We start from the raw sequence: 19130 nt of genomic DNA, 5'->3' as shown, positions 1-19130 counted from the left end.
CTCGTCTTTAGGTCTATTCAGGGCAGACCATGAGGCAAACTGGAGCTTGCATAGCAAGCAAAAAGCCGGCAATAACTCTGTCTAAATCTTATTCTAAAGAAATGCCCGTCCGCTAGCTGTTGTTTTGTACAGCGATGGCCGTCGAGTTTGCGGATACGTCTTCAGCGATTGATTTATTCGAACTGGCTTGTTTAGCTCAACACTTGGCGGCATCATGGCATCGCTTTCAACACTTGACGTAGTCCAGCAGTAACACCTTTGCAGACCCAAGTTGGACGCTCAAATATTGCGCCAGAGTCCGCCGTTGAGGCGTAGATTTTCTGGACCCGTTACCAATACATTCTTAACCTCCTCGAAGAAGGCTTGCTGCCAGCGACTGGAAAACTGTCTCAACCCCTCACCTGTTTCGGCGGTCGGCAGCCTTTTTACAACAAACCGAAATTGGTTTTCTGCCCAGAGGGGAGAGGTAAAGATCGTAGGCACTTTGGTCTTGTAAGAGAGCATCGCGCAAAACGGGGAGTATGTTATGGACTTTCCCTCCCAGGTGATGCGTGGCGCATTGGGGGACATCGCGCCGTCGGCGGCGAGGGTGACGAGGCAGTCGGCACGCAGCGAATCGATGACACATCGCGCCACTTGAACTTCGTTTAAGTCGGCCGTGGAGATCAAGGTATTCGCAAAGCTGGTGGTCGAAATTCTTGGCGTTGACGATAGCCACCTGTAGGGCTTTCCAAACGAGTGGATGGCTACAGGGCCTGCAAACATCGGGCCGATATGCGCGCTGACTAGCAACACGCCTTTGCCTTCGTCACTGGCCTCGATGACGGTGTTTCTATTGGCATCGCTGACATTGAAAAAGCTGGCAATCTCTCCAGCTTGATCAATAGAACACTCCAGCCAATCTTGGATAAGTTTGTCTAGAAGATGTCCCCATTTCGCGCGCCGATCCCAGTCCTCGCGATTGGGTGAAGGTGGGTGTCCAAGCTTCCGGCTCACGATTTCCCAAGCCCAGTCGAGTCGCCTCTGCGGCAGCTTGACCTCATCCAGACGTGCATCGAGTGCAGCCAATCCTGCGGAGAAAGTCCTTGTTAGCTTGTTCTTCCGTTCGCTCACCATGTCGCCATAAAGCTGCTTTGCCTCGGCTTCGCGCCCGACCTGCAACAGCAAGGCAACTGCGCCGCGCCTGTTCGTTACGGAGGGATCGAGCTTCACAACGGTCAACATCTCGGTACACGCCTCCTCAAGCCGGTGAGCATGCTTGAGAGCACGGGCCAAAAGAAGCCGGGTATTAGTCGTGTTAGGCCTCAACGATACAATAGGGGCGAGGACATCGACAGCCTCTGCGTAACGCCCGGCAGACAATAGAAGTTCGCCGTAGGCGCGCAGGAAAATACCGTCGTTGCCGGCGCAACTTTTAGCATTTTCAAGGATCTCCAATGCTTCTGAGACCGGTTTATCGCTGGCGAGAGCGGCGCGCGCCGCCGCTTCGGCGAGACGAGGTTCGACCTTTCCGTTGCCCTCAAGTAGAGTGCGGGCAAAGGCGTAGGCTTCGCCGGCTCGATCAGAGCCGAGCAAATGGCGAATGGCCAATACGGCGACTTGAGGCAATGTGTTGCCTTTTGCGACGACGTTATCGACCAATCGTGAAGCCGCGTCGTTGCGATTACCCCTCAAAAACGCCTGCAGAGACACTTGCGTAAGCCGGGGAAAGTCCGCAGCATAAGAGATGTGGGCGAGAGCAAGGTGGATCGCTTCTTCGATATTGCCGGCCTGACCGGCGCGCAAAATGGCGACCGATGCCGCAGCGACGGCTCTCACGTCAGGTTTTTGGGCAGCGATTTCCACACTCATGTTAGCGAACCACCTTCGTAGTGTCCTGCGAGCAATCGGACGGTACGAAGAACCATCGCTTCGGTTGAAAACCGCTCCTCGGCAATCAGACGAATTCTGGTCGGTGCCTCAGCATCTGCCTGGGCGAATGCAAGCACCTCGTTGACCTTGTCACAGCATTCCTCCAGATCGACTTCCTCCACTGCCGACAGTACGCAGCCAGTGATACCCTCCACCGCTGTGTCGGCCGCGCCGCCCGCCGGCGTGGTGACAACCGGAACACCGCACAACTGCGCTTCAATAAGAGCATTGGGCAAGCCTTCGAACCGGGAAAGCAGCACGAAAGCATCCATTTTCTTCAACCAGAAACCGACATTGTCGGATAAACCAGTGAATAGTACGCGATCGATAATGCCGAGGCGAGCGGCCTTCTCTTTTGCCTCCTTGAGCATGCGCCCACCGCCGACTAGCACAATCTTCGTCTGCGGATGGCGCTGAAGATAGGCATGAGCGAAATCTATCCAGAGAGAGGGCCGCTTATCGGTATCGAAGCGAAAAACGCTGCCGATGGTGGTCGTCGCATCAGGGTTGGACAACTGAAAGTTTTGCCACAAATCGACATCGCCATCGGCGGCAGGAAGCAGCGGCACAAGAACGCCGTTATGCACAATGCTAAAACGCAGGTTGTCGACTTTAAGCCAATCCGTATACGCCTTCACTGCCGCCTCACTGTTGGAGGAAAAGCGCACACCAGGAGTCACTGCGAGTGCGCGATACATATCTTGATAAGCAGGATGAAACAAATGTACACGCAGTGAAGGTGGTAAGCCGCGAACGGAGACTACGATGCGAGGAACACCCGCTATTAGCGCGGCCAAGGCGGCAAATAAGACTGCCCCATCCTGCCAGATAAATGCGACTTCGATCTTCTCCTCCCGAAAATAGTTCACCATCCTCTGGACGCCATAGAGCGCAGACTTGGGAAGCATTGGCAGAAGAGTTGATATCTCGTCGTCGCCCAAAACAAGGTCTTGAATGCGCACGGTAGGAAAATCATCGATCTCACGTGTTTCCACGTCGTTTCGACGCACGGCTGGGAGGAAAAAATCGCATCCTTCCGCGCTCTTGAGCGATTTAAGCACGACATGGCACGGCTCGGTTAATACGATGCCCGCGAGGGGGCTTTTCATCCGGAAAGCATCCATCAAGCGAATGCCGACGCGCGCTATCTGACGTTCCGCCCCTCCCGCTGCTAAGCTTCCGGTAATAAGCGAGACTTTCCCAAGTCGGTTCGTTGCCGTCGGCTCCTCGCGTTTGGATGCGTACTTCTCGATCACTAAAGCTAGGGCCAATCCTGAAGTGTCTCGCGACTTGAGCGAATCATCGTCATAGCGTTTTGCAAGGACCGCCATGCCATCGCGCAGCTCCTTAATGAACTGTCCGGAGGCATGGGAGCCGACAGTTGCGTGATCAATGCCGTCCAAAACGGACAGCGCCACGAAACTGTTGCCCCAGTCCTTAAGGCGGCGCGCATAAGATATCCTTCCGCGCATATCCTCTGGAAATCGTTCGATAAACTGCGTGAAGTAAGTCTGAGCGCGCTCGGGTTTACGCAGTTCGCAGTACAGTTCTCCCTTTTCTAAGAGGTCGTCTGCGGCTTTCGGCACGGACGGCAGCACGGCTTCGATGAAATCGCACGCCTCGTCCACGCGCTTTTCCCGGTAGAACCACCGGACGATGTAGCGCAAAGGTTTGAGTTCTTGAGGGAACCGTTCGTGCAACTGGAGCCACAGCGAGAGCATATCATCCCTCGTGCGACACAACTCCAAGGCGAGGACATGGTTGTAGTTGACATCGAATTCCAACGGATAAACGGATACCAGTTCCCGTAGGCGAGGCTCCACGCGCCGCGCGCCCGTGGCGGTTCCGGTCTCATGCATCAATTGCCGAATTTCGATAAGGTAATCGGCGCTCTGTGGAGAGGGAATTCCCTTGAGTTCCGCGCTCACGTCCAACATTGCTTGCCCCTTTAAAGTATTCTGGAGTTCATTTTATAACAACGATAATCACAACCCTCGCGAGGGGCAGGTCAACAATGGTACAAACCTGCGCTGCGACTTGCTAAAAGCAAGATATTTGCGCATTCGCCGCTTTGAAAGGTTTCGAAGAGCGTTCCGAATACGTCGCCATGCGGCCTCGGCTGTCCGTTTTGCAGCCTTCCGTGTGAGGTGCTTGAGCTTGGCGAAGACCTGCTCGACCCAGGCCCAAAGCTTGCGATTGATGGGATCGTCGATGATGCAGGGCGCGTCGATGCGTTCTCGGCGCAGCACGGCCAGGAAGGTCAGCGTGCGCCGTGGATCAAGCCCGCCCGGTACTTCCTCCGTTGCGCCCGGCGCGTGCAGTCACCGGCCTGTCCTACTCGCTGGCGAGCAGTGTTTTTTGAAGCTGAATTCTTTCAGCACCCGCCAGACCGATATCGGGCTGGCAGGATCCGGCGCTCGGCGAGCTCCGCCAACGCGACTGTGAGGCTACCCGCTCCACCAACCCCGCGAGTCGTCCCAAATCCCGTCCGGATTGGCGTCCCATGCGTAGCGCTGACGCGCTTCCGCTCAAGCCCTGGCGTTGCGACCACCTCACAACATCGCGACGCTCGCCCCTGAACACTGCTCCCGTCCCGGCATGTCCAGCCGGTGCCAACCGCCACGCCAACGCTCTCACGAATCACAAAATCACCCGAGCGCGACTCCGAACCGATTAACATCAACGGTAACACCCTCTTGAGTTTTGGAGACATGGCCGCTTTCGTCTGAACAGCTTGGCGAGTTGGACTTCCGCCTCTGTTATGGCCGGTTCCTAGTCAGTTAAGGTAGGCCTCGAGAGTTAGCGCAAGCATGTTGTCAATTGAAAAACGTTCGGTAGCATAGTCCCGAATTTGCTCCGCCAAAAGCTTCTGCTCAGGAACAGGACGACACCAAGAATTCAACACCTTAGCAACCTGCTCCGGGTCTACCTTATCTATGCTGGGTAGAAGTGTTCCCGTTCTTCCGTTTTCAAAAGTTTCACCGGAACCTCCAGCGGGCGTGGCTACCACAGGCAGCCCGGAGTATTGAGCCTCAATGAGGACATTGGGCAAACCCTCATGCCGCGACAGCAGCAAGAAAACATCCATTTGCGAAAGCCAAAAGCCTACATGTTGCGATCGTCCGGTGAAAAGAACCCGATCTTCAATGCCTAGCTTTCGAGCATGGTTCATCGCTCCGCTACGAAGCGGTCCGTCGCCGACCATTATGAACCGCACGTCGGGACGAGATGAGGCGAAGGTTGCCGCGATATCAAGCCACTCTAATGGCCTCTTGTTGTTGTCAAATCGCATTGCTGAGCCAATAGTAAAGCAGCCGCGGGGGTTATTTTTACTGAAGGCTCGCGCCATTGCCAAAGTTGCCTCGTCGGCGGCCAAAGACAACGGCTCCAAACCGTTCGGAATGATCCGGACGGTTCCGCGCGGTAGATCGAGCCACTCCTCGTAACGCTTAGCCACTGCGAGAGAGTTAGAGACGATCACCACACCCGGAGCGGACAATAGTAACCGATAGACGATGTTATATTCAGATTTATTTCGTTCGGCTCGGTCGACTGGCGGCAAAGTTCGTACACCCAGCACTATACGCGGTACGTTGGCAAATAGCGCGGCTAGTCCCAAGGCCAATACAGACCCGTCCTGCCAGATGTGTATGACATCCGGCGATGCCTGACGCAGAACGTCGGCCGCCTGAACCAGGCCCTCACGCATCGGAAATGGAAGGTAGGGGAGACAATGGATTACCTCCCGTAGGCATGACCATCCTGGTCGCCCGGCAAACTTGTCGAATTCCACATACTGGTGAACATTGAACCCCGCGTGCGACATCAGCGGAGCAAAGAAATCCGACCCCGAGCGCGAATTGAGCGACCGGCATAGAATTTGAACCGGGCCAATCACGTCATGCCCGTCAATTGAGAGCCCCGCTTCCATAGCCGATTTGATTGCGAGAGCGGTATTGGTTAACTGGCGCTCGGCACCACCGGAGCCAAGGCCGCCATTGACAAGAATTAGGTGCCCCAAAAATCCTTTATTGTCCGTTGGGGCGCTCGGCCGGAGGCGCTTGGCTTCATTAAAGACGTGATCGATAAGAAATTCGTGTGGATTAATCTCTGCGCCGCTACTGCTTTCGGCAGCGCTTTCTAGGGCAGATATATTCGCGTCGACCTGTGAGGCGACACTTAGATTTTTTACGGTAGGGCCAAATCTATCCTGACTCGCATTAACGATTTCTCGCGCTCTAAGCGGTTGGTTTATGGCTAAGTATAGATTCACCACGTCAAGAAGTATGGCCTCTGAAATATCAGCCATTTGGGTTATTTTCGATAGAGCGTGCTCTGCCTCTTCGAAGTCTTTTAGTTCTATAAGCGCACGCGCAAATACGAACATGCCTTCAGAGTGCTTGGGCTCTTCAGGGTATCGCTCAGCGTGGATATTTCGCCCGGCATCTGTCCCGCCTAACCGTATGGTCCAGCGCAAGAGGCGTACATATGCATGGCGCGAATTTGGAAATCGAGAGTCGATGCCGCGCCAAACGGCTAATGCACGCGGGTCTTGGAACCTTTCGAGTGCCTGCGCGGCCATCTGTTGAAGCCTCTCTTCGTTGGGGAACCGCGCGATTTCTCCTAGAAGATAAGAGAGAGTGTCAGGCAATTCTGCCATTTCTCGCAATGAACTAACTCGCTTTTGCGCCCTGCCAAGCGCTTTCGTGTCAGGACGTGCTGCGATCGTGTTTTCTTGTAGCCCCTGAAGAACTGCAACTGTTACGGGATCGACATCATGTCGCTCAATTGATTGTACCTTGTCGATCCGATTTGGACCCCGCAACCACTTCTTGGCGGTGAATAACATATTAGCCGATCCAGTTCGTATGACGATCAATAACACATATTGTGGGTCAAAGAGCCGTCAAAAAAGAAATAGTAAAAGAAGATCCGGGTAAAAGCGCGTTGCGTGGGCATTATCTCCACGATAGCGATACGAGCTAGTATCGCCCAAATAATGTGTGGACGACTTTTGCGGTTTCCTATACGGCGTACTTACAATATGCGGCAGTTGACTTAATTAGGCGATGCCTGCACTAGCCGTTCGGCGGCGGCCGCAACGGTCATGTCGTGGGCTGCTTTGGTTGCTGCTTGCGAAAGTTGTTCCAGGCTGCCCGGCTGAAGGATGAAGGTCGAGACTGCGTCAACCATTGCCGCGACCATCTCCTCTCCAAAAGCCTCGATGGTTTTCAGGCTGGGCTTCACGGCGCTTGCGATCGGCCCTGCCGCGAGTACAGGGCGCCGATACGCAAGGGCTTCTGCGATTTCGAAGCGTGATCGCCCGCAGCGCTGGGTCACTGGCATCGCTGGGATGACGACCAGATCAATCGCGGCGAAGGCGGCTGCGATATGTCCGTTGCGCGGGCGTCCAGGAAATAGGCATCGGTCCCCGTGGCCTAGGGCTTGCAGTTTATCGCGAATCCGGTGGAAGCGCGTGCCGACGCCAAAAATGAGCAGCCTAACTGGAAGCCCGCGCTTGACCAGTTCATCCAGGATCGCCGGGAAAGATTCGAGATCCACTTCGTCGTAAGCGTCGCCGACATATCCGATGACGAAGCCGCCTTTGAGAATTGGCGATGAGGACCAGTCGGAGGAATTCTTGTCGGCGTTGAATTGGAAAACCGATTCTCCGATAGATAGAACCTTATGTGCCGACACGCCAGCTTCGGCTAAGCGGTCAGTGAAAAAGTCGTCACGCACCAGGACCGTATCGGCCTCGGCCAAGAGAGCATTTTCCAGCGCAATAAGGATTTTTTCGCGCTCGCTAGCTGGACTGCTCTTCGCTCGAGTCATAGTCGTACAATCGAGAATGAAGCGAGATCCGTTAAGGCGCGCCGCTATCGCCGCCGGATAGGCAAGTTCAATCGAGCTTGGTGCGACAACAGCCCCGGCATTCGCGGCAGCGATCCTCTCCGCAAGCAGTTCGCTGGCATCCCAGGAGTGGGTGTCGAGTATGCTACCGTCGACTTCGATAGCCGGCAGTCGGAAGTGGGCAATGCCCGCAACTATATCCTTGGTAAGTTCGACGCGGCCGGATTTGTCGATTGCGGGGTAGCCAGGGACGGTCACTATCTTGACTTCGTTGCCGGCCTTCTGGAAGGCACTAGCTAATGAGAGGCCGCGCAAGCTGGAAGCGGACCAGTGGCCAGGGAAAGATTTCGGCCAGTAGAAGATGACCGAGTTGGGACGGCCGTTTTGGCTGGCGCTACGCTTCGGCAAGGAAAGCCCAGTCACTTCGAGCCTGGCAAGCGCGGATAATTCGTCGAAGCGTTTGAGTTCGCTCGGGTTGAAGTTGACACCGGTGGCGATCGCCGATCGCATCACCTCCAAAGCCTCTTTGACCACCCCAACATCCGCGAGAACGAATGCGAGATGCTTAACTCTCCACTGTTGCGGATCGGCTGCCAGGGCGGCCTTGGCCAACGAGACGGCGACGGGAATATCGCTAAAGCGCGCGCGACGCGATAGTTCCAAAAGCACCCGCGATAAGATGCCCGCGGGCAGCCTCTGATCGCGAACCCATTGCTCGGCAGAATGCCAGCCATCCTGCTCGGCGATGGCCAGAGCGCGATCGGCATGCTGTAGGGCTTCGGCCGTTGCCAGATCGGGGCCCAGCTCGACCGGCAAAGCGGCCTTGTCCTTCATCGCTTGATCTTGAGCGGCACGGAATTTGGTTGGAAGCGAAAAAGCGCGTTTCCAGTCTCCTTTGATTGCCAAGATATCTTCACCCAAACTCAAGATCGGGCTACTACGCAGCGTCTCGAGCTTATTATTTATAGTTTTGACCTGGGCCAGGAGGTCGAGGTTGAGAACATCAACATTCTTCTTCGCTTGCTTATAAGAGTCCAGCTCCTTCTCGATCTGGTTCACTCGTAACGAAATGTCGCCTCTCGATATTTCGATGGTGAGCGCATGAATATTGGCTTCGAGCTCACGGATACGCTCCCGGTCCCGGGCCTCCTTTTGGCTAGCCAGGTCGATCTGCACTTCATAAGCTTTTCGCTCCGCAACTGACAGCGCATCTATCTGCGCTGTCTTGAGAGGTTCCCCATTCTTGGCACCTTTGGGGAGCGGCGGGAGATTTTCGTCGATCAATCGCGAAACCGACTTCGTCCCGAGACCTTCCCCAAATAGACTATTGAGCATACGACCGCTTTGATGATCTTTAGCCCCTGCCATGTCGAAATCCTTATGATCCGATTTTCCGCGACGCCATGTGCAAGAAGATGAGCGCAGGGCATCGCGCCCTTAAGCTACTGGCGCAAAAGCGGTGACAATTTGCTCTGCAATTTGATTTCCAGGCTCAATGGAAAGGCATCTCCTTGCCGCTTCAACAGCTGCGGGAAGATCGCCAAGCTTTTTGCGGCTGCGGGCCAGTCCGATCCAAGCCTTCACATTCGACCCGTCTACGGATGCCAACCGCTCATAGTAGGATACTGCCTGTTCGAAATTTGTGACCTTGAAGGAGTATTGGGCGAGGTTCGCCAACGCAAATGGATTGTTGCTGTCGATATCCAGCACCAATTCTGCCAACTGGGTAGCTTCCTTAACGCTCCCATCCTTCATTAAGCGTTTGTACTCACGGACGGTGCCGCGAAAGACGCGTTCCTCGATGTTGTCGTATTTGGACAAGTCCAAAGAGGATTTCTTAAGGACGGAGAAACGATGTGCAGCCAAGAGATAGTTGTGGGTGCGCAGGAATTCCCTAAGCTGAAGGAAGACAGCGCGTCGGGTTGCTTCGCCGATCTTATCATCGGGCACGGCAGCACCTACGCTCGCCAAAAGGACAAGAGCGTCCAGTTCCTGGTTAGTCAAAAGCGCCAGCCGCAAAACGCGACGCACCACCGATGGATTTTCAGGTGTCAGGCGCACCAGACGCGCCCATAACTCCAGAGAGGCTTCGTTATGTCCGCCTTTTTCATACGCGGTCGCCAATCTTTTCAAAGCGGTACTGTGATCGGGACTGAGCGCCAGGACACCGTGCCACGTTCGAATATAGGTATTTGCGTCCGTTTCAAAATTGGCCTCGATCGCCTTTACGGCGGCGGCATGAATGAGTTGGCGCAACCTGCGCTTCATCTTGGCGTCTCCGGGACTGAGGCTCAGTCCCAATTGCCAAAGCCTGGCAGCCTTCTCTTCGTCGCCTTCGTTTTTCGCCTGGAGTCCGGCGGCCGCCAATTGGGCGGCGATGCGCCGTGACAAGGTTTCGCGCTGTTCCGTTTTCTCCGCGTTTTCCGGTAGAGCTAGCAGTAACGTGGCTGCATCCTCCCACCTTCGTTTCGCGGCGAGCTGGTGAGCCGCACTTTGCACGTCGGGCGCGGCAATGGCCGCTGCGGCGCGAGCAGTTGCGACGAGGTCTGTGTCGTCCCCTCTGCGAATGGCGGCTTTCAGTTGGAGTTTCAGCGCATTCTGGTTGTCGGGGATGAGTGCCAACAGCGTTGCCGCGGCGTCTCCGACGCGGACATAGTCTCTCCGCTTCCAGGAGACGTTCAACTCCGCGTGTGCGCTGACGACGCTTTCAAAAAATCCGAGATCAGGTGATATACTGGCGGTGGCGGACATGTTTTCGGGGTTCCTCATTTGCGTCTTAGGTTGGTACTTTCGAGACTTGGCTTTCATGCAACCTAATCCGGCGTTCGAGTATACTGTCTATTGGTAGGGCAAATCGACGCTCTCTGAGCAGGCCCAATCATACATTGCAGTATTGTCGTGCGGATCTACATAGTACGGAACTTTCGCACGAATGCCGCTTCGCGCTCCTTCATGTCGCCCGCAATTAGTCCCAGTGATGCGTGCAGCTATGAAAAGCTTGGCGCCAGATCGGCTTATTGGGCTCGAAAAATGTATTTCGAGAAGTTTGTCGTCGCGAGCGGATATGGCGAGGGAAGTTATTGTCGGGCAAGCCGCTCCCATCCCTACTGCATCAATACCTAGCCCAGCCCCCAGATTTGATACATTTATGCGATCATCGTTTTGCTCGAGCGTGATTGTTCTGGAATATTCAAGACCGATCAAATTTGGTCGCAGCAACCGGACATGACTGACGCGTAGCGGTTCCAATCCAGGCCCGAAAAGGTCATCAAGTAAAAAATGGCCGAATTGGAAGCCAATGCGGCGGTAGCCGATTGCTTTCAGATGAGCCGACCGACCATCGGAACGCATTTCGGGCTCGTGATGGTAAACAGGCCCAACACATCGTATATGCGGGTCAGCTTTTGCCACCCGAAGCTGTGACCAGACGCTTTCTGCTATTATTCCTGGTCGCGATGCTCCGCGATTGGCTTGATATGTGAGCATAGGTACAGAAGCCACTTGGCCAGTTAGGTGCCGGATGTCCGCGTCATATTGCTGCCGAAGCAGGATCAGGCCTCGCTGATAAGAATCGGCAGGCGTTCCCCGTCCGGCGTCGGACTCGCCGTGTGCGAGACAGATCGCCAGGACTCGGACACATTTGCCTTCGGCACGGGCAAATTCCGCTGCCTTCGCCACCAAACGCATGGCCTCCAGATGCTGTGCCGATCCTCGAAGTAACCCGTCAGCGCTCCCCTGATTAAGCCCGCTCAGGGTTGTGCCCCCGCGTCCGACAGAGGCAAACACCACGGTGGGCTTCTTTCCGAATCGACTTTCGCAGGTACGCATCAAGTAATCGGCCAAACCTCCGCAGGGTGTTTCCTTGGTGGAACCGGTGGCCCGCTCAAATAGGTCAACCAGTTTTGACACGCGCCTGCCTCGAGGAGCAGATCCGGCATCGAACATCAGCGCGCGCCCAGGATGTTCTGGCACGGAGGTAAGAGGCGCGTCCCCTGCCTCATCGTTATTGCCACCAAGTGCCCAAGACTGGCCGACGACAAGAATCATGTTGAGCACATTCGCGTCGAAATCGAAATGAGACGCCGTTTCCGGATGATAAACGAGATCGTCTGCGCTCAACGTCCCACCGTCCGTGCCCGGTTGTAACTCTCTAGCGTCTCCCGGGGGATCCTCACGCCCAACCGCTGAGTTGTCCTTCTCGCTCCCGTCGACGCTAGTGGTTTCGCTCAGACGCTTGTCTGGACTCTGGCGCTTATTTGGGATCGGTGGTGGTTCGTCGTTTTCGAGCTCGGTTGGAACGAACGTCCTCTCAATGAGATCCTCCGGCGTCCCTCGCCCGGCGACTCTGCTTATGAATTTATATAGATGGTTGGCGATCTCGGGAAAAAACCCGGGGTTCCAATGGCGGCAATCATCGGCCAGGACACGTTTCACGCCGTGGCGTGCTACGAAAGGAGCAAAGTCCATCTCGTAGGCTTTGAGCCGATGTGCGACCTCGATCGATTGGTCCTTAAGTTCAGTGGGCCAGGAGATAGGCCTCCCGTCGGGCATGTATCTAAAATTGTGATGAACCATCGCTAGCGGCACATCTAGCGTTTCTTTGATGCGCCCGATGTAATTGGTCATATCGTCAACGTTCAATTGACGCGTAGTCGTTCGTCCGACTAGATCGTGAAGCCACTCGAAATCCTCCGTAAGAGGAACCAATTCGAGGAGTTGTTTTGCATACGTGGCGCGTGCGGATTCGTTCTGTTTGACAAGAGACGACCTCCATTTGGCCACTATTCGTGGCGGCACAGTTAGATGCTCAAGCTCTGGCAGGATGATTTCTTGAAACCGATTCGTGTTAACAACGAAGCCATCGTACAAGATATCGATAGAGGTGCTCATTTCGACAATTATTATGTCGGCAGTATATGGGATGGCCATCTGCTCATTGCTAGGCTCTCGGCTGCTATCGAGATAACAGAACCGCCGCACGTGCGGCGGGATTGTTTTGCTGCCGGTTATAAAGTCCAAGAGCTGGACAGCACTCGCTGCAGAAATGGAGAACGGCGTCCTAAGGAAGCCCATCTCCTTGTATATTCCGCCCAGCTTATTATTCTGATGTAAAGCCGAAATTAAATTATTGAGCAAGCAACCGCCGAATGATAGCGGGCGAATATTATCCAATGCAATAACTCCTTTCATCGGCCTCAACGACTCTGCTCCTAGCTTTTTTAACGCCAAACTATCACCAATAAGTGACGCGATTTGGCTCGCACAGCGGTGCGCTATGGATCTACGCCATTCCTCAAGGTGAATGACTAGTTCTCGATCCGAACTATTGTGGATTACGGACCAGAACGCGAATCGGAAAGTCTGATTCGGATTGAAACTGAAAGCCTAGAGACTTGTGCAGCTTTATGACGATCGCGTTTGTGTTCGCAACGTGTAGGTATATTGGAGTATTAGGATAGCGATCAAGCACATGATGCATCAACCGCCGCGCAACTCCTTTTCCCCGAGCCGCCTCTGCCACGGCCATGCGCGGGAGATATTTTCCCTCCCCGGATGCAAGGGTTTCAACATTCGAGCCATGGCCTTCGAGGGCTCTCTTGAAATTAGTCCTTGCGTCCCGATCCAGGTGCCGCACGATGTCCAACATTCCCATCCGCTGGGATGCATCCAGTTCGCCTGCGTCGACAACGGATAGAAGCCCCAAAATTGCACCCTCTTCCCACAGGGTCCAAGTTTCTGAGAGTTCGGTCGACGGTGAATCAATTTGATCGGCTAAAATGAGGTTGAGCTTCGGACGGTCGATTGGAACCTTGTCATACAACTCCGGCAACGCTTGATATACGAGGTCACCCAAAAACGCCTTTCCCTCTTCTGACAAGTCGTTCTCAATCTCTCCCTTCACCAATCGCCTGATATTCTGGTCCAAGGTATCCACCTCTTGTAATATAAGAATAATGCACGCTTACTATAAAGAAGCTTATTGCTTACTTCTTCGATAGCTTCTCTTTAAGAACATCGAAAAGGCCGCCGACATTCTCGAAAGTGACGATCTCCGCACCGCTGAAACGAACGCTGAATGCCTCTTCAATCATTGCGATGAGACTAACATGCGCCATGCTGTCCCAACCAATGACATCTTCCGCAACGGTCTCCCGTGCAATTTCGGTGTCATTCTCAGGAAACTCGCCGTTTATGATTTCGACGACTTTCTGAAACAATTTGCTTTCCTCTATCATGTCCGCTCCTTCTTCATAACAAGCTTGTCCTCGAACCATGCTGCTGCTGCTGCGCGATCCAGTTTGTCATTCTCGCTGCGCGGTGCTCTCTGAATCTCAAGGATCCATGTCGGTATGGCATGGGCTTCGACGATTTCTGACAACGCTGCTTTCAGCTCGCGCTCATTGAGCGGTCCCAGCCCGTTAGATTCCACGACAGCCGCGAGTCCATCGGCTCGTTTGAAGACGACAGCCACAGGCCACCCGCACTGCCGAATGGCGGAAACGATCTCATCGAGCTCGATGCGGTATCCCTTTACCTTAACTTGGAAATCGATCCGCTCCTTGAAGAACAAGCGATCGTCACGGATTTCCGCCCAGTCACCGGTCAAATACCCACGGTCCCCCGACAACTCATCCAATACGCGGAACTGCTGCTCGGTCTTTTCCGGATCGTTCCAATAGCCCTCGGCAAGTTGGGGACCGCTAATCACAATCTGACCCTCGGTGGGAGAACGCCCGCCAATAAGCGAGATCTTCATGCCTGGTATGCTCTGACCTAGGGCGGCAGACGTATGGCAGTAAGAACCGTAGTTGTCGGAGGTCAGAACTTGCTTAGTTACAGAGATTGTAGCTTCGGTGGGGCCATAGGTATTTTGGGCGAGCGTGTCTGGCAATGCGGAAAAAATGGCGTCCAGTTGCTGTCTGACGAGCGGTTCCCCGCAGAAATTAAACAGCCGAACGCTCCCTAAGTTGTTCCTTGTTACTTGCCGCGCCCGCATCATTAAGCTAACGGCACTAGGCGTGGAATTCCAGATCGTAATAGCTTGCCTCGCGATAAATTCGGCGGGCAACATTCTGTCGCCCTCATCCAGCAAGGGGTGAAGCGAAGCGCCATGGCATAGTGCCCCAAATATATCTGTCATGCTGATATCGAATGCTAGATTTGGCTGTTGCGAAAGACGATCATCCGGGGTGATATGAAGGCTCTCCAGCCAGGAAACGTAGTTTGCCAATGCCTTGCGTGAAACCATTACGCCCTTTGGTTCACCAGTCGATCCCGAAGTGAACATGACATAAGCTAGTTCATGGCGCGTTCCATTACCCAATAAACAGCGATCTGTATTGATCATATCTGGGTGCAAGACCTTCAAGTTAGGAACTGCGGTGGCAATGTCAGCCGCCAACTTTGGCTTGACCACGAGAAGATCAGGTTGCAACCGATGCAGGATTCGCCGAAGCTTTTGTATCGGCGCAAGCGTGTTCAGGGGCGTATGGAAGCCCCCGGCTAATCCGGCCGCTAGGATGCACGCATAGGCATCGGCCTCTTGAGGGAGCGCGATCGCAATTCGCGGCTGCTCGAATGACGAAAAAATCTGTGCGTAGAGTCGGACACGCTCCTCAAGCCAAGCATAAGAATATTGACACGCACCAACATCGATAGCCAAGCGCTCAGGATAACGAGAAGCGACCGAGAGAAACCTGTCAACTACATCCACCATCATTTCCATCGATCTCCGCGTAACAATAAGAATACTGGCCGTGGGTTTCCGGAAGGGAGCGTCCACGTGACCGTCACTCGCGCCTGTCAGACGCAATGTTGACGCGATGCTTGACATATCCGAACCGAATGACCGCCAACGTCATACGGCGGCGAATTCAATTGGCGAAAGCGACACCTCGCAACGAGCCTGCTGTTGAGGTAATCCCTCTGACCATCGTTACAAATTTGTTGAACTGAACCACAGGCGAGTTGGCAACGTATATGATGTCCCTATCACGAATGGCGAGCTGCTGTGCATAGAAGTAGTTATCCGCCTTATTTAGTCGCAGACGATAAATAACGGGAACTGAGTCAGGCCCCGTAAGATGAGTTGATGTTGGCTTTAGTGCGCGTACTAAGCTTGCTCCTTCGCGCCGGAAAAGAAAGATCGCACTACTATCTGCTTGCGCATCTTGAAGACCGCCTGCTTTCGCAATCGCTTGAAGGAGAGACATGGGTTCTTTGTCTATGGGGTAGTCCTTTTGGGCGGTAACGGCACCAAGCGCCACAAAAATCGGGGGGTCGCGATACACATAGATATTGTCCCCCGGATATACGAAGACATTTTGACTGGGATCTTTTAGGATCGTGTCGAGAAGGGTCACCTCGCTCAGGGCACCGCGTGTTAGGCGAACCTTCGTCTCCTGCGGCATCGTCCTTATGCCTCCAGATTGAGCGATAACCTCCAGTAGACGATCACCTTTCAAAGAAAGCGGCACGCGCGCCGCGCCGGTCGCGTCGCCTGAAACGGTCGCGGTAGCCGCGCTGCCCTGCGTCGAAACGATGACCTGTGGCTCAACAGCTTTATTTGCCAACCGCGCCTCTATCGCCTTTGCCAGGGAGCCTGGCGTGCGGCCGGCTGCAGTGATACGGCCTGCGTAGGGTACGCTGATTGATCCATCACGGTCGACGGTTTGCTGTGGAAGTGAAATGCTGTGCGAGTTTCCCATGGGTGCGCCTTGCGTCGATGATCCGGAGAAAAGTCCGCCGGAAGCCGCTTCGAAAATCGTCACAACAATCTGGTCTCCGACCGTGAGTGCCTGCGAAGGCGCTGGCGGATGACGTGAGAATTGACTGGCAAGATCACCGGTTGGGCAGTTGCGTAGCACAGCCAGGGTAGCATCAGTGATATCGACTACCTCATAGAGTGCGGAATCGGCACCTTTACCCTGCGCATTAACTACTGCACTGGCCGTAGGCCCCGAGGCCGGCAAGTTAACGCAGCCCATCAACAGCGCGGGCAAAAGTAATAGTAAGTGACTTGCTTTTTTCATCAGCTTGATAACGTCCCCTAGCGGTAGCAGCTATTGGTTGGACTCGTCGTAGAGCAAGCGGAAGGAGACCTGCACTGGACTTCGGGCCGACACTCGCCATCGGCCGCGGCGCCGACGATCGTACTGGCGAACTGCATAGCTATGTTGACCTTGAGGCGCGCAGGCGCGGCGTAGTCATCCGTTGCTGGCGATCCAGTTAGTCGTAAGTCAGACTCTGTCGGCGATGGCGCGGGACATCGCGTGCTGTATTCGCCAGTTGGACGGTCATCGACCCTGTTGCGCTGGCCAAAGCCTACCTGACGTCACGCGGCGAATTGTGATCGAACGATGCTTACTATCAAAGAGCCGAAAAAAGCCAGACCGACACCGATGATCGATGCGGCCAATAGGCTTGTGACGGGGTCCGGATAAGACGGTCTTCCGTCCGCTCTGGGCTCGGCGATCACAACCACATATTTTTGCTGTCGGATGGCGGCTTGCCGAGCGTAATCGAGCGCCTGCCGGGCCGATGTCAAATTGGTCTCGGAATATTCCAGGGCAGCGTTCAGAGCCTCATAGCGGGAGATCTGGTCAGTTGCTGATCCACTGGGGCCGCCTAATCGCTTGCGCGTCTCTGCGATCCGATCTGTCAATGTCTTGATGTCTAGGAGGAGTGGTCGACGGCGAGGATGATCGCTCGCACCGGACGCGTCGATCGTGGCGAGCTCGTTTTGATCAGCTGTCCGCTGTGTTTCCAATTGATTGATCAATCCGTTTAGCATTGTCACGTCGGCCGTCGGATCGACGATGCCGGTCTCGCTCCGCCAGTTAGCCATTTGCTGCCTGGCTTCTGTCGCACGCTTCTCTGCGCGGGCCAATTCTTGCTCGCTGAATCGCAAAGCATCTTCACGAGCGCGTTGGTTCATTTGATCTGCGAATTCCTCGGTCATCCGAACGAGAGAGGACGCGATGAGCACCGAGTCCCCTGGCTTAAAAGAGCTGACGTCCATCACGACGATCTGTTCCAACATATTGAAGCGCGCTGTCACGCGCGCCCTATAGGCGTCAAAGAGCTGATCGTCATCCGCATTCTGCGGTAACCGCACCAGGGGATCGGAATTCGTTCTGATAAATAGATTCCGGATGTCGATCCGGTGTCCTAGCCTCGCCAAAGCCTCCCGCGAAACTAGAAAGTCCCGGGCCGCATATCCATCAACATAGCCATCCATCGGTCCACCGCCTGACGAGAATAACGAGTTGACAGGTGACGTCGCTTGCATGGTGTCGGATCCTCCGCGGATCGCGAACCTCACCTCCGTCGTATACATCGGGGTGGCGATGAAGAAAACGAACAGCGACGTCGTCAAAATCGGCAGCGTTACACAGAGAGCCGCCGCCCAGGTACCCCATTTTGATCGCCTGCGCGTTACGCGACGTAGTTGGATAAATCGGCGTTGGTCGTCCACCCCTCCAGGTGAGACCGGGAAGTTTGGGGTTTCTGCAGGTGAGACCGGGAAGTTTGGGGTTTCTGCCTCAGAGAGGGTCGTCGGCAAGTTCGTCTTCGAACTCTTTCTGAGCATCGTAAGAGGCAACACGAGGCGGATACCGATCAAGGGCCTTTTTGAGATCATTCGCAATTGTCACTCGTCCCCTGTTAACCACAATAGCCCTGTCGCAGTATTTGCTGAGATCAGCAACTCGATTGCTCCCTGCTATGAGCATCTTGCCAGCCGACTGCTTTTCGAAGAGTGTATTCCACAGGTAGCTGAAGCGGTCTTTAAGAAACGGGAATACCCCCTCAACTATATAAATATCGAAAGGCGGAAGAAGTGCGGCGGCAAGGCCGAATTCATACCGAAATTCCGCCGGCCAATGCTCTACTTTCCCATTTATATGCCTAGGGTCCGTAACCATCGTCTCTAATACCGCATTTGAGACGTGCATATCCAAGCCGTAAAGCCTGCATATCAAAGCAATCACGTGTCGGCCAGTCACATTGCCACGCAAAAAAGCCGGCCGGCCAATCGGCCACGACGTCAAGCCAATGAAACTTATCCTCCCCACCTGCGGAGGCCTGAGCCCGGCCAGAAGATCAACCGCGGGCTTTTTCGCAAGCGGGTCACTTGTAAGCAGTGCGTAGCGTCCCGTTGGGATATCGAGATCTACAGACGATGCGATTTGCCGACGAATGCCAGCGATCTCTGGCTCGTCCGAAGCTCGTTGAAAGGAAATCATCGAACCTAGCAAATCGCTGGCAATGTAGTTGCGTTCCAGCGATCTATTTCCGCTGCCGGTCTTGTTATGTCCGTGCTGCCACGCGCCGCAGAAGCCGGCGGCCATCTCATCCACGTTTGT

Annotated in this window: 12 protein-coding genes and 1 pseudogene; all 13 read right to left on the bottom strand. The window is 54.6% G+C overall.

What is annotated here, in order from left to right; genetic code table 11:
- Window positions 1–279 precede the first annotated feature (279 nt).
- Complete coding sequence (locus DBIPINDM_RS01950; protein ID WP_258581182.1) at window positions 280–1851, bottom strand: tetratricopeptide repeat protein; 1572 nt, start codon at window positions 1849–1851, stop codon at window positions 280–282.
- Window positions 1848–3848 (bottom strand): glycosyltransferase, encoded by a 2001-nt coding sequence (locus DBIPINDM_RS01945; RefSeq protein ID WP_258581181.1) that lies wholly within the window; start codon window positions 3846–3848, stop codon window positions 1848–1850. Before DBIPINDM_RS01945 ends, DBIPINDM_RS01950 begins: the two co-directional genes overlap by 4 nt.
- A gap of 71 nt (window positions 3849–3919) precedes the next feature.
- A pseudogene (locus tag DBIPINDM_RS01940) lies at window positions 3920–4181 on the bottom strand (hypothetical protein); the annotation flags it as partial.
- A 506-nt stretch (window positions 4182–4687) separates the two neighbouring features.
- The gene (locus tag DBIPINDM_RS01935; RefSeq protein WP_258581180.1) at window positions 4688–6760 is read right to left on the bottom strand and encodes a glycosyltransferase; all 2073 of its coding nucleotides are present in this window, start codon (window positions 6758–6760) and stop codon (window positions 4688–4690) included.
- A gap of 209 nt (window positions 6761–6969) precedes the next feature.
- Window positions 6970–9132, bottom strand: a complete 2163-nt coding sequence (locus tag DBIPINDM_RS01930; RefSeq protein ID WP_258581179.1) for a glycosyltransferase — start codon at window positions 9130–9132, stop codon at window positions 6970–6972.
- 69 nt (window positions 9133–9201) lie between these two features.
- The gene (locus DBIPINDM_RS01925; protein WP_258581178.1) at window positions 9202–10515 is read right to left on the bottom strand and encodes a hypothetical protein; all 1314 of its coding nucleotides are present in this window, start codon (window positions 10513–10515) and stop codon (window positions 9202–9204) included.
- Window positions 10516–10602: 87 nt separating this feature from the next.
- The gene (locus DBIPINDM_RS01920) at window positions 10603–12936 is read right to left on the bottom strand and encodes a hypothetical protein (RefSeq protein ID WP_258581177.1); all 2334 of its coding nucleotides are present in this window, start codon (window positions 12934–12936) and stop codon (window positions 10603–10605) included.
- A 151-nt stretch (window positions 12937–13087) separates the two neighbouring features.
- On the bottom strand, window positions 13088–13690 hold the full coding sequence (locus DBIPINDM_RS01915) for a GNAT family N-acetyltransferase (RefSeq protein WP_258581176.1): 603 nt from the start codon (window positions 13688–13690) through the stop codon (window positions 13088–13090).
- A gap of 58 nt (window positions 13691–13748) precedes the next feature.
- Window positions 13749–14000, bottom strand: coding sequence for an acyl carrier protein (locus DBIPINDM_RS01910; protein WP_258581175.1), 252 nt, complete (start codon window positions 13998–14000; stop codon window positions 13749–13751).
- Entirely contained in the window at window positions 13997–15490 is a 1494-nt protein-coding gene (locus tag DBIPINDM_RS01905; RefSeq protein ID WP_258581174.1) for an AMP-binding protein, read from the bottom strand. The genes DBIPINDM_RS01910 and DBIPINDM_RS01905 overlap by 4 nt, the downstream gene beginning before the upstream one ends.
- 148 nt (window positions 15491–15638) lie before the next feature.
- The gene (locus DBIPINDM_RS01900) at window positions 15639–16796 is read right to left on the bottom strand and encodes a polysaccharide biosynthesis/export family protein (protein ID WP_258581173.1); all 1158 of its coding nucleotides are present in this window, start codon (window positions 16794–16796) and stop codon (window positions 15639–15641) included.
- A 302-nt stretch (window positions 16797–17098) separates the two neighbouring features.
- Window positions 17099–18004: a hypothetical protein gene (locus DBIPINDM_RS01895; RefSeq protein WP_258581172.1), complete on the bottom strand. Its 906-nt coding sequence runs from the start codon at window positions 18002–18004 to the stop codon at window positions 17099–17101.
- 304 nt (window positions 18005–18308) lie between these two features.
- Complete coding sequence (locus DBIPINDM_RS01890) at window positions 18309–19115, bottom strand: hypothetical protein (RefSeq protein ID WP_258581171.1); 807 nt, start codon at window positions 19113–19115, stop codon at window positions 18309–18311.
- Window positions 19116–19130 lie beyond the last annotated feature (15 nt).

This window comes from Mesorhizobium sp. AR02, from assembly GCF_024746835.1.
Lineage (GTDB): Bacteria > Pseudomonadota > Alphaproteobacteria > Rhizobiales > Rhizobiaceae > Mesorhizobium.
The sequence above is the reverse complement of the archived record's forward strand: the minus strand, read 5'-3'. Positions and strand labels throughout refer to the sequence as shown.

Bases quoted from the DNA above. Each gene is read 5' to 3' on its own strand.
- DBIPINDM_RS01950 (WP_258581182.1), bottom strand. From the start codon at position 1,851: ATGAGTGTGGAAATCGCTGCCCAAAAACCTGACGTGAGAGCCGTCGCT.
- DBIPINDM_RS01945 (WP_258581181.1), bottom strand. From the start codon at position 3,848: ATGTTGGACGTGAGCGCGGAACTCAAGGGAATTCCCTCTCCACAGAGC.
- DBIPINDM_RS01935 (WP_258581180.1), bottom strand. From the start codon at position 6,760: ATGTTATTCACCGCCAAGAAGTGGTTGCGGGGTCCAAATCGGATCGAC.
- DBIPINDM_RS01930 (WP_258581179.1), bottom strand. From the start codon at position 9,132: ATGGCAGGGGCTAAAGATCATCAAAGCGGTCGTATGCTCAATAGTCTA.
- DBIPINDM_RS01925 (WP_258581178.1), bottom strand. From the start codon at position 10,515: ATGTCCGCCACCGCCAGTATATCACCTGATCTCGGATTTTTTGAAAGC.
- DBIPINDM_RS01910 (WP_258581175.1), bottom strand. From the start codon at position 14,000: ATGATAGAGGAAAGCAAATTGTTTCAGAAAGTCGTCGAAATCATAAAC.
- DBIPINDM_RS01905 (WP_258581174.1), bottom strand. From the start codon at position 15,490: ATGGAAATGATGGTGGATGTAGTTGACAGGTTTCTCTCGGTCGCTTCT.
- DBIPINDM_RS01900 (WP_258581173.1), bottom strand. From the start codon at position 16,796: ATGAAAAAAGCAAGTCACTTACTATTACTTTTGCCCGCGCTGTTGATG.
- DBIPINDM_RS01895 (WP_258581172.1), bottom strand. From the start codon at position 18,004: ATGGATGGCTATGTTGATGGATATGCGGCCCGGGACTTTCTAGTTTCG.
- DBIPINDM_RS01890 (WP_258581171.1), bottom strand. From the start codon at position 19,115: ATGGCCGCCGGCTTCTGCGGCGCGTGGCAGCACGGACATAACAAGACC.